Here is an 11,314-nt window from a genome sequence, read left to right on the forward strand (position 1 = left end):
CACCCCACCCCCCGACCCTCGCTCCGGCATAGCCGCCCTCTCTCTGCGCTACCAGATCGCCGCCGCCGTCTCCCTCGCCGTCGTCGCCGTCGTCGTGTGTGTGCATCTCGGCATGACCTTCCTGCACGTCGCTCCCCCCAACACGGTCAGCAAGGAGCACGGCGAGGCGGTCGAGGACTGGATCTACCCCGAGTTCGAGCAGAACTGGAAGCTGTTCGCGCCGAACCCGCTCCAGCAGAACGTCGGCGTGCAGGTCCGCGCGGAGATACGCACGGCGGACGGGGGAGTACGCACCACCCGCTGGTACGACCTGTCCGCCGAGGACGGCCGGGCCATCGACGGCAATCCGCTGCCCAGCCACACCCAGCAGAACGAGCTGCGCCGCGCCTGGGACTTCTTCGTCGCCACCCACGACAACGACAACCGCCCCGTGGGCCTGCGCGGCGCGCTGTCCGAGTCCTATCTGCGCCGGATCGCGGTGCTCCGCCTCGACCGCGCGGACGCGGCCGGAGAGGGCGGTGTCGTCCAGCAGGTCCAGATCCGCTCGCGCACCACGAACGTCCCGCCCCCCGACTGGAGCGACGAGAAGATCTCCACGTCACCGGGGTACCGCATCCTGCCCTGGTGGTCGGTGCCGGAGGACGAGGCCCGGGGAGGTGCCGGGTGAACCGCGTCTCACTGGCGGTCTCCCGCCTCGTCGCGCGCGTGGCCGACTCCGCCCTCGGCCCCTACCAGACCGCCGTCATCCGCATCGGCTTCAGCGCGACCTGGCTGCTGTTCCTGCTGCGCGAGTTCCCGCACCGCCAGGAGCTGTACGGTCCCGACGGCCCCTGGAGCTGGGATCTGGCCGAGCAGCTGGTCGGCTCCAACGGCGCGTTCACGGCGCTGCTGTGGTCCGACGGGCAGGGCTGGTTCGAGGCCGTCTACGTGCTCGCGGTGCTGTGGAGTGTGCTGCTGCTGCTCGGCTGGCGCACCCGCACCATGTCGGTGCTGTTCATGGTGGGGGTGCTGTCCCTGCAGAACCGCAGCATCTTCATGGGCGACGGCGGCGACAACGTGCTGCACCTGATGTCCGTCTACCTCGTGTTCACGCGCTGCGGTCAGGTGTGGTCGCTGGACGCCCGGCGGGCGCGCCGCGAGGCGGGGGCACGCGCGCGTGGAGAGCGGGTACGGGACCGGGCCGGCCCCGCGCTGTGGGGCGTGCTCGGGTTCCTGCTGCTCGCCGCGACCCTGGCGGGACGGATGGACGGGGACCGGTTCATACCGGTGCTGCTGTGGACGGTCTGGTCGGCGCAGGCCCTGTGGTGGCTGGCCGGACGCCGCGCGCGCACCGCACAGCCGCGGATCCTGCTGGACGTCGTCGCCAACATCGTGCACAACGGCGCCCTTCTCGTGATCATGGCCGAGGCGTGTCTGATCTACGCCACGGCCGGCTGGTACAAGGTCCAGGGGTCCCGCTGGCAGGACGGCACGGCCGTCTACTACCCGCTGCAACTGGAGTACTTCTCCCCCTGGCCGGGCCTCGCCGACCTGCTGTCGTCCAGCGGCACCCTGGTGATGCTGGTGACGTACGGGACTGTCGTCGTGCAGGTCGCCTTCCCGTTCACGCTGTTCAACCGGCGGGTGAAGAACGTCCTGCTGGCCGTCATGATCACCGAGCATGCGGTGATCGCCGTCGTGCTCGGGCTGCCGTTCTTCTCGCTGGCGATGATCGCGGCCGACATGGTGTTCCTGCCGACGTCGTTCCTGCGCCGCCTGGGCGACGGGGCGGCACGCGCGCGTGCCCGGCTGCTCCGACGCGGTGGCGACGGCCTGCGCCTACCGAAGCAGCGGGCCCCGCGGCTACGGCTCCCACAGCAACGGTTCCGTGACCACCGCGCCCAGGACTCCGCCGTAGAAGATCCCGGAGCGCAGCCCACCGACCCCACCCTGAACTCGCCCCCCGCCCCCGAGGGAGCCCCTCCACCGCGCACGTAGGCTGCTGAGCATGACCGACTCCCAGGGCGAGGCTCCGACGACCCAGGGCGAAGCCTTGACCACCGCTGGCGACCCCGTGTCCGCCTGGCGCCGCCACGCCGCCGGCGCCGTCCTGCTCGACGGCTTCCACGCCCTCAAGCACGGCCTGCGCTTCGGGGCCGAGATCCTGGTCGCGGTCACCGCCGACAAGCCCGCCGCGCTGGCCCTCGCCGAGGAGCTGGCCGGCGACGTCCGGGAGACGCTGGCCGCGCTGCTGACCGAGGTGCCCTACGAGACGTACGCCTCGCTGGTCCCGCGTCCGCACCCCACCGCCGTGGCCGCCCTGGCCGTACGGCCCTCCCGCGCGGGCAACCTCGACAGGCTCGCGCACACCCCGCGCACCGCCCCGGTCGTGGTCCTCGACAACCCGCGCAACCTGGGCAACGCGGGCGCCGTGATCCGCCTGGCCGCCGGTCTCGGCGCCACCGGCGTCGTCACCACCGGCACGCTCGACCCCTGGCACCCCACCGTCGTGCGCGGCGGGGCGGGGCTGCACTTCGCGACCGCCGTGGAGCGGCTGACCGTCGGTGAACTGCCCGCCGGCCCGCTGTTCGCGCTCGACCCCGAGGGCGAGGACATCCGGGCGCTGAAGCTGCCCGACGACGCGCTGCTCGCCTTCGGCTCCGAGCGCAGCGGACTCTCGCCCGAGCTGCGCGCGCGTGCCGACCATCTGGTGGCGCTGCCGATGCGCCCCCAGGTCTCCAGCTACAACCTCGCGACCAGTGTGGCCATGACGCTGTACCACTGGAGCGCCACCGGGGGCGCACCCGCCTGAGCCCGCGTCCGCCGGGCCTACGCCTCCCGGCGCACCTCGACCACCCGGAAGCGGTTGGCGACGAACGCGCCGTCGCACAGGGCCGCGTTGGCCGCCGGGTTGCCGCCGGAGCCGTGGAAGTCGGAGAAGGCGGCCGTCTGGTTGACGTACACCCCGCCGGTGAGGTTGAGGGAGAGCTGGGCGGCCTCTTCCAGGCAGACCTCCCGGACGCCCTCCTCGACCTCGGGGGAGGTCGTGTACGCGCCGACGGTCATCGCGCCCTTCTCGCGGATGGTGCGCCGCAGCAGCTCCAGCGCGTCCCCGGCGGAGTCCACGGCGACCGCGAAGGAGACCGGGCCGAAGCACTCGCTCATGTACGCGGCCTCGGCGTCCGGCTTGGAGCCGTCCAGCTTGACGATCACGGGCGTGCGCACCACCGCGCCCGGGAACTCCGGGTTGGTGATCTCGCGGGAGGCGAGGGCGACCTCGCCGAGCCCGGCGGCGGCCTCCAGGCGTGCCTTGACGTCGGGGTTGACGATCGCGCCGAGCAGGGCGTTCGCGCGCGCGTCGTCACCGAGCAGCCCGTCGACCGCCTTGGCGAGGTCGGCGACGACCTCGTCGAACGACTTGGGCCCCTGGTCGGTGGTGATGCCCTCGCGCGGGATCAGCAGGTTCTGCGGGGTGGTGCACATCTGGCCGCTGTAGAGCGAGAGGGAGAACGCCAGGTTGGCGAGCATCCCCTTGTAGTCGCCGGTCGACTCGACGAGCACCGTGTTGACGCCGGCCTTTTCGGTGTACACCTGCGCCTGGCGCGCGTTGGCCTCGAGCCAGTCGCCGAACTCGGTGGAGCCGGTGTAGTCGATGATCCGGATCTCGGGGCGGGTCGCCAGGGTCTTGGCGATGCCCTCGCCGGGCCGCTCGGCGGCCAGCGCCACCAGGTTCGGGTCGAAGCCCGCCTCGGTGAGCACCTCGCGCGCCACCCGCACGGTGAGCGCGAGCGGCAGCACCGCGCGCGGGTGCGGCTTGACCAGGACCGCGTTGCCGGTGGCCAGGGAGGCGAACAGGCCCGGGTAGCCGTTCCACGTCGGGAAGGTGTTGCAGCCGATGACCAGGCCGATGCCGCGCGGGACCGGCGTGAACTGCTTGGTCAGCGCGAGCGGGTCGCGCTTGCCCTGCGGCTTGGTCCACTCCGCGGTGTCCGGGGTGCGCACCTGCTCCACGTACGCGTACGCCACCGCCTCCAGGCCGCGGTCCTGCGCGTGCGGGCCGCCCGCCTGGAACGCCATCATGAACGCCTGGCCGGAGGTGTGCATGACCGCGTGCGCGAACTCGTGCGTCCGGTCGCTGATCCGCTTGAGGATCTCCAGGCAGACCACCGCGCGCACCTCGGCGCCCGCGTCGCGCCAGGCCCGCATCCCGGCCTTCATGGCGGGCAGCAGCACGTCGAGGTCCGCGTGCGGGTAGCTGACGCCCAGCTCGATGCCGTACGGGGAGACCTCGCCGTCGACCCAGCCGTCCGTGCCGGGCTGGCCGAGGTCGAGGCGGGTGCCGAGCAGGGCGTCGAAGGCGGCCTTGCCCGCGGCCAGGTCCAGGCTGCCGTTCTCCCCGTAGGCCTTGGGGTGCTCGGGGTGGGGGGACCAGTACGCGCGCGTGCGGATCGCTTCGAGCGCCTGGTCCAGGGTGGGCCGGTGCCGGGCGATCAGCTCGTGCGCGGTGAGTTCGGCGGCCATGCGGGACCAACTCCTCGTCTTCAGAACTCTTCGTCGAGTTCCTGACCTGGCAGAAATCGTCACGCTCCTGACCTGGCGGAAGGGTGGGCAGGAACGGGCGGTCAGAGCTAGAGTAACCGAACGATCGGTCGGGACAAGGGGGTCCGCCGCATCTGTGGAAAACCCCGTGCGGGAGGATCGCGCACATGACAGCACTCGACCTCAGCAGCTCCGTGGCCGTCGTCGGCACCGGCACCATGGGCCAGGGAATCGCCCAGGTCGCGCTGGTCGCGGGCCACACCGTGCGGCTCTACGACGCCGCCCCCGGCCGCGCCCGCGAAGCGGCCGACGCGATCGGCGCCCGGCTCGACCGGCTCGTCGAGAAGGACCGGCTCGGCGCGGCCGACCGGGACGCCGCCCGCGCCCGGCTGCTGCCCGCCGACGACCTCGCCGAGCTCGCCGACTGCACCCTGGTCGTCGAGGCGGTCCTGGAGCGGCTCGACGTCAAACAGGAGCTGTTCCGCGCGCTGGAGGACGTCGTCGCCGACGACTGCCTGCTCGCCACCAACACCTCCTCCCTGTCCGTCACCGCCATCGGCGGCGCCCTGCGCGTCCCCGGCCGCTTCGTCGGGCTGCACTTCTTCAACCCGGCGCCGCTGCTGCCGCTGGTCGAGGTCGTCTCCGGGTTCGCCACCGACGTCACCTGCGCCACGCGCGCGTACGAGACGGCCCGCGCCTGGGGCAAGACCCCGGTCGCCTGCGCCGACACCCCCGGCTTCATCGTCAACCGCATCGCCCGCCCCTTCTACGCCGAGGCCTTCGCGGTGTACGAGTCGCAGGGCGCCGACCCGGCCACCATCGACGCGGTGCTGCGCGAGTCCGGCGGCTTCCGCATGGGCGCCTTCGAACTGACCGACCTCATCGGGCAGGACGTCAACGAGTCCGTCACGCACTCGGTGTGGCAGTCCTTCTTCCAGGACGTGCGCTTCACGCCCTCGCTCGCCCAGCGCCGCCTGGTCGAGTCCGGCAGGCTCGGCCGCAAGAGCGGCCACGGCTGGTACGACTACGGCGACGGCGCCGAGCGCCCCGAGCCGCACACCGCGGAGCCCGCCGAACCGCCCGCGTACGTGGTCGCCGAGGGCGACCTGGGCCCCGCCTCGGAGCTGCTCGCGCTGATCCGCGAGGCGGGCATCGAGGTGCGCGAGGAGGACGAGGACAACGGCACCCGTCTGGTGATGCCCGGCGGCGGCCAGCTCGCCCTCGCCGACGGGCAGACCTCAGTGGAGTTCCGCGACGTCGTCTACTTCGACCTCGCCCTCGACTACCGCAAGGCCACGCGCATCGCCCTGTCGCACGCCCAGGACACCTCCCCGGCGACCGTCGCCGAGGCCACCGGACTGTTCCAGGCGCTCGGCAAGAAGGTCAGCGTCATCGGGGACGTCCCCGGCATGATCGTCGCGCGGACGGTCGCGCGGATCATCGACCTGGCGTACGACGCCGTCGCCAAGGGCGTGGCCACCGAGGAGGACATCGACACCGCGATGCGCCTCGGTGTCAACTACCCTCTGGGGCCCTTCGAGTGGGACCGCCGGCTCGGCCGCACCTGGGTCTGCTCCCTGCTCGACGACCTGCACCAGCGCGACCCGTCCGGCCGTTACGCGCCGTCCCTCGCGCTCTACCGGCACGCGTACGCCACCGAGAAGCGGGAGGGCACCCCATGACCACCGCCAAGCGCGACACGTACACCCCGGAGTCGCTGCTCACCGTCGCCGTGCAGGTGTTCAACGAGCGCGGCTACGACGGCACTTCCATGGAGCACCTCTCCAAGGCGGCCGGTATCTCCAAGTCGTCGATATACCACCACGTGTCCGGCAAGGAGGAGCTGCTGCGCCGTGCGGTGAGCCGGGCGCTGGACGGGCTGTTCGGCATCCTCGACGAGGAGCACGCGCGCGTGGGGCGTCCCGCCGAGCGCCTGGAGTACGTCGTACGGCGCATGGTGGAGGTGCTGATCGCCGAACTGCCGTACGTCACGCTGCTGCTGCGCGTGCGCGGCAACACCGGCACCGAGCGGTGGGCGCTGGAGCGGCGGCGCGAGTTCGACCATCGGGTGGCCGAGCTGCTGAAGGAGGCGGCGGCCGACGGGGACGTGCGCGGCGACATCGAGGCGGGTCTGGTGACCCGGCTGGTCTTCGGGATGATCAACTCGATCGTCGAGTGGTACCGGCCCGACGTCCGCGGCATGAGCGAGCACGAGGTGGCCGAGGCGGTGGCCCAGCTGGCCTTCGGGGGGCTGCGCAAGGCCGGCTGAGGGCTCCACAGAGCGGCGGCCCGCGCCGCCCTCACCCCTGCGGCTCCAGGTCCTCCTCCTCGAACACCAGCAGTGTGCGCGTGCTGAGCACCTCGGGGATCGCCTGGAGCCGCGTGAGCACCAGCTCGCGCAGCGCCCGGTTGTCGGGTGTGTGCACCAGTAGCAGGACGTCGAAGTCGCCGCCGACCAGGGCGATGTGGGAGGCGCCCGGGAGCTGCCGCAGCTGCTCGCGGACCGTGCGCCAGGAGTTCTGGACGATCTTCAGGGTGATGTAGGCGGAGGTGCCGTGACCGGCGCGTTCGTGGTCGACGCGGGCGCCGAAGCCGCGGATGACGCCGTCCTCGACGAGCCGGTTGATCCGCGCGTAGGCGTTGGCGCGCGAGACGTGCACCCGTTCGGCGACGGACCGTATCGACGCGCGGCCGTCCGCCTGGAGCATGCGCAGGATGTCCTGATCGATGGCGTCCAGCGGACGTGGCGGCGGAAGCTGACCCGTCCCCCCCGGGCCCTCGGCCATTTGTTCAGCTGCCACCCGCCCCCGCCTCTCTGAGATGGACGTCCTGCATCCATCTCAGGTTGTGGAGAACCGTTTGTCCACAGCCTGACGCCACCCGTAGCCAAAATGTGCCGACGACCGAACAATCGGTAGGTGAGGCGCGTCACAGACGCCGCGCCTCCGTGAGTCGTCCCACGAGGAGGTGCCGTCATGACGGTCATGGAGCAGCGGGGGGCCTACCGGCCGACCCCGCCGCCCGCCTGGCAGCCCCGGACCGACCCCGCGCCGCTGCTGCCCGACGCGGAGCCGTACCGGGTGCTCGGCACCGAGGCGGCCGCCAAGGCCGACCCGGAGCTGCTGCGCCGGCTGTACGCGGAGCTGGTGAAGGGCCGCCGCTACAACGCGCAGGCCACCGCCCTCACCAAGCAGGGCCGTCTCGCGGTGTACCCCTCCAGCACCGGCCAGGAGGCCTGCGAGGTCGCCGCCGCGCTCGTGCTTCAGGAGCGCGACTGGCTGTTCCCCAGCTACCGCGACACCCTCGCCGTCGTGGCGCGCGGGGTGGACCCCGTGGAGGCCCTGACCCTGCTGCGGGGCGACTGGCACACCGGCTACGACCCCTACGAGCACCGGGTGGCCCCGCTGAGCACCCCGCTCGCCACCCAGCTACCGCACGCGGTGGGCCTCGCGCACGCCGCCCGCCTCAAGGGCGACGACGTGGTGGCGCTCGCCATGGTCGGCGACGGCGGCACCAGCGAGGGCGACTTCCACGAGGCGCTGAACTTCGCCGCCGTCTGGCAGGCCCCGGTCGTCTTCCTCGTCCAGAACAACGGCTTCGCCATCTCCGTCCCGCTCGCCAAGCAGACCGCCGCGCCCTCCCTGGCCCACAAGGCCGTCGGCTACGGCATGCCGGGCCGCCTGGTCGACGGCAACGACGCCGCCGCCGTGCACGAGGTGCTCAGCGACGCCGTACGGCACGCGCGTGCGGGCGGCGGCCCGACCCTGGTGGAGGCGATCACGTACCGCGTGGAGGCGCACACCAACGCCGACGACGCGACCCGCTACCGCGGCGACGCCGAGGTCGAGACGTGGAAGCAGCACGACCCCATCGCGCTGCTCGAACAGGAGCTGACCGCGCGCGGCCTGCTCGACGAGGACGGCATCGCCGCCGCCCGCCAGGACGCCGAGACCATGGCCGCCTCCCTGCGCGAGCACATGAACCAGGACCCCGCGCTCGACCCCATGGACCTGTTCACGCACGTCTACGCCGAGCCCACCCCGCAGCTGCGCGAGCAGCAGGCCCAGCTCAGGGCCGAGCTCGACGCCGAGGCCGAGTCGGAAAGGACGGGAGCATGACCACCGTCGCCGTCAAGCCGGCCACCATGGCGCAGGCCCTCACGCGCGCGCTGCGCGACGCCATGGCCGCCGACCCGTCCGTGCACGTCATGGGCGAGGACGTCGGCACCCTCGGCGGCGTCTTCCGCATCACCGACGGACTCGCCAAGGAGTTCGGCGAGGACCGCTGCACGGACACCCCGCTCGCCGAGGCGGGCATCCTCGGCACGGCCGTCGGCATGGCGATGTACGGGCTGCGGCCGGTCGTGGAGATGCAGTTCGACGCCTTCGCCTACCCGGCGTTCGAGCAGCTCGTCAGCCATGTCGCCCGCATGCGCAACCGCACGCGCGGCAAGATGCCGTTGCCGCTCACCATCCGCGTCCCCTACGGCGGCGGCATCGGCGGCGTCGAGCACCACAGCGACTCCTCCGAGGCGTACTACATGGCCACGCCCGGACTGCACGTCGTCACCCCCGCGACCGTGCCGGACGCCTACGGTCTGCTGCGCGCCGCCATCGCCTCCGACGACCCGGTGGTCTTCCTCGAACCGAAGCGGCTGTACTGGTCGAAGGACTCCTGGAACCCCGAGGAGCCGGCGCCCGTTGAACCGATAGGCCGTGCGGTGGTGCGGCGCTCGGGGCGGAGCGCCACGCTCATCACGTACGGGCCGTCGGTACCCGTCTGCATGGAGGCGGCCGAGGCGGCCCGGGCCGAGGGCTGGGACCTCGAAGTCGTCGATCTGCGCTCGCTGGTGCCGTTCGACGACGAGACGGTGTGCGCCTCGGTGCGGCGGACGGGACGCGCGGTCGTCGTCCACGAGTCGGGTGGCTTCGGCGGCCCGGGCGGGGAGATCGCCGCGCGGGTCACGGAGCGGTGCTTCCACCACCTGGAGGCGCCGGTGCTGCGCGTGGCCGGTTTCGACATCCCGTATCCGCCGCCGATGCTGGAGCGCCACCACCTGCCCGGAGTGGACCGGATCCTGGACGCCGTGGGGCGTCTGCAATGGGAGGCCGAGAGCTGATGGCACAGGTGCTGGAGTTCAAGCTCCCCGACCTCGGTGAGGGGCTCACCGAGGCGGAGATCGTGCGCTGGCTGGTCGAGGTCGGCGACGTGGTCGCCGTCGACCAGCCCGTCGTCGAGGTCGAGACGGCCAAGGCGATGGTCGAGGTGCCCTGCCCCTACGGCGGCGTCGTCACCGCTCGCTTCGGCGAGGAGGGCACCGAACTGCCCGTCGGTGCCCCGCTGCTGACGGTCGCCGTGGGTGCGTCGGCCGAGGGCGACGCGGCCGGACCGGCGGGCACGCCCGACGCGCGGACCGAGGGCGCCCGCACGGACGGCGCCCGTGCCGAGGGGACGCGTGAGTCCTCCCGTACGGAGGGCTCCGGCAACGTCCTGGTGGGCTACGGCACCTCCGAGGCACCGGCCCGCCGCCGCAGGGTGCGCCCGGACCGGCCCGCTCCCACCGCGCCCGCGAGGGACGCACAGCGCGCCGCCAACGGATCCGCAGGCCTCGCCGCCAACGGATCCGCTCCCGGCGGGCACGCCCCCGCGCGGGAGGCCGTGGACGGCCCGGTTCCCGTCATCTCCCCGCTGGTGCGCAGGCTGGCCCGGCAGAACGGACTGGATCTGCGCGAGATGACCGGCTCCGGACCGGACGGGCTGATCATGCGGGCGGACGTCGAGTACGCGCTGCGTGCCGCCGCCGCACAGGGCACCGCGGCACAGGAGCGGCCCGCCCCCGTGGCACAACCGTCGGCCGCCACCGTCACCAGCCCGGGCGTCACCCGCGTCCCGCTCAAGGGCATCCGCGGTGCCGTCGCCGACAAGCTCTCCCGCAGCCGCACCGAGATCCCGGACGCCACCTGCTGGGTGGACGCCGACGCGACCGAACTGATGCGAACGCGCGCCGCGATGAACGCCGCAGGCGGTCCGAAGATCTCCGTGCTCGCTCTGCTGGCCCGGATCTGCACCGCCGCGCTGGCCCGCTTCCCCGAGCTCAACTCCTCGGTGGACACCGAGGCCAGGGAGGTCGTCCAGTACCAGGACGTGCACCTCGGCTTCGCCGCGCAGACCGACCGGGGACTCGTCGTCCCCGTCGTCCGGGACGCGCACGCGCGGGACGCGGAGTCGCTCACCGCAGAGTTCGCCCGGCTGACCGAGGCCGCCCGCGCCGGGACGCTGACCCCCGGGGAACTCACGGGCGGCACCTTCACGTTGAACAACTACGGCGTGTTCGGCGTCGACGGATCCACCCCGATCATCAACCACCCCGAGGCCGCGATGCTCGGCGTCGGCCGCATCGTCCCCAAGCCATGGGTGCACGAGGGCGAGCTGGCCGTGCGTCAGGTCGTGCAGCTCTCGCTCACCTTCGACCACCGGGTGTGCGACGGCGGCACGGCGGGCGGTTTCCTGCGGTACGTCGCCGACTGCGTGGAGCAACCGGCGGTGCTGCTGCGCACGCTGTGACTGCAGTTGCCTTCTGATCCTTCGTGATCGCCCCCGCCCCCGCGTTCCCTGTGATCGCGGGGGCACGCATACTCGGGGTGTGAGCAAAGAGCATCCCGGCGATCCAGGCGGCGCCCCCGCCTACGACGCCGTCGTGCTCGCCGGTGGCGGCGCCCGCCGGCTCGGCGGCGTCGACAAACCCGGTGTGCGCGTCGGCGGCCGGGCGCTGCTCGACCGCGTGCTCGCCGCCTGC

11 protein-coding genes are annotated in these 11,314 nt (G+C 72.7%); 9 read left to right on the forward strand and 2 right to left on the reverse strand.

Annotated elements, in window-relative coordinates; translation table 11 throughout:
• From N4P33_RS26320 to N4P33_RS26330, 3 genes are all read left to right on the forward strand, one after another.
• A partial coding sequence (locus tag N4P33_RS26320; protein WP_260829262.1) for a DUF5819 family protein occupies window positions 1-667 on the forward strand: 667 nt, incomplete at its 5' end.
• Complete coding sequence (locus N4P33_RS26325) at window positions 664-1,977, forward strand: HTTM domain-containing protein (protein WP_260829263.1); 1,314 nt, start codon at window positions 664-666, stop codon at window positions 1,975-1,977. The genes N4P33_RS26320 and N4P33_RS26325, both read left to right, overlap by 4 nt.
• A gap of 10 nt (window positions 1,978-1,987) precedes the next feature.
• Window positions 1,988-2,791 carry an RNA methyltransferase gene (locus N4P33_RS26330; RefSeq protein WP_260829265.1) on the forward strand — a complete coding sequence of 268 codons (804 nt, stop codon included), beginning with the start codon at window positions 1,988-1,990 and terminating at the stop codon, window positions 2,789-2,791.
• A 17-nt stretch (window positions 2,792-2,808) separates the two neighbouring features.
• On the opposite strand, the gene paaN is transcribed toward N4P33_RS26330, so the two are convergent.
• Window positions 2,809-4,500, reverse strand: a complete 1,692-nt coding sequence (gene paaN / locus N4P33_RS26335; RefSeq protein ID WP_260829266.1) for a phenylacetic acid degradation protein PaaN — start codon at window positions 4,498-4,500, stop codon at window positions 2,809-2,811.
• A 185-nt stretch (window positions 4,501-4,685) separates the two neighbouring features.
• Between paaN and N4P33_RS26340 the strand changes: the two genes are divergently transcribed.
• Window positions 4,686-6,200: a 3-hydroxyacyl-CoA dehydrogenase gene (locus N4P33_RS26340; RefSeq protein WP_260829267.1), complete on the forward strand. Its 1,515-nt coding sequence runs from the start codon at window positions 4,686-4,688 to the stop codon at window positions 6,198-6,200.
• Window positions 6,197-6,787: a TetR/AcrR family transcriptional regulator gene (locus tag N4P33_RS26345; protein ID WP_260829268.1), complete on the forward strand. Its 591-nt coding sequence runs from the start codon at window positions 6,197-6,199 to the stop codon at window positions 6,785-6,787. The genes N4P33_RS26340 and N4P33_RS26345 overlap by 4 nt, the downstream gene beginning before the upstream one ends.
• A gap of 31 nt (window positions 6,788-6,818) precedes the next feature.
• On the opposite strand, the gene N4P33_RS26350 is transcribed toward N4P33_RS26345, so the two are convergent.
• Complete coding sequence (locus N4P33_RS26350) at window positions 6,819-7,304, reverse strand: Lrp/AsnC family transcriptional regulator (protein ID WP_260829272.1); 486 nt, start codon at window positions 7,302-7,304, stop codon at window positions 6,819-6,821.
• A gap of 189 nt (window positions 7,305-7,493) precedes the next feature.
• Between N4P33_RS26350 and pdhA the strand changes: the two genes are divergently transcribed.
• From pdhA to N4P33_RS35750, 4 genes are all read left to right on the forward strand, one after another.
• Window positions 7,494-8,636 (forward strand): pyruvate dehydrogenase (acetyl-transferring) E1 component subunit alpha, encoded by a 1,143-nt coding sequence (pdhA, locus tag N4P33_RS26355; RefSeq protein WP_260829269.1) that lies wholly within the window; start codon window positions 7,494-7,496, stop codon window positions 8,634-8,636.
• Window positions 8,633-9,637: an alpha-ketoacid dehydrogenase subunit beta gene (locus tag N4P33_RS26360; protein WP_260829270.1), complete on the forward strand. Its 1,005-nt coding sequence runs from the start codon at window positions 8,633-8,635 to the stop codon at window positions 9,635-9,637. The genes pdhA and N4P33_RS26360 overlap by 4 nt, the downstream gene beginning before the upstream one ends.
• Entirely contained in the window at window positions 9,637-11,082 is a 1,446-nt protein-coding gene (locus tag N4P33_RS26365; RefSeq protein ID WP_260829271.1) for a dihydrolipoamide acetyltransferase family protein, read from the forward strand. Before N4P33_RS26360 ends, N4P33_RS26365 begins: the two co-directional genes overlap by 1 nt.
• 79 nt (window positions 11,083-11,161) lie before the next feature.
• The coding region (locus N4P33_RS35750; protein ID WP_260829273.1) for an NTP transferase domain-containing protein at window positions 11,162-11,314 on the forward strand (153 nt) is incomplete at its 3' end.

Origin of the sequence: Streptomyces sp. 15-116A (assembly GCF_025290915.1) — a bacterium.
Classification (GTDB): Bacteria; Actinomycetota; Actinomycetes; order Streptomycetales; family Streptomycetaceae; genus Streptomyces.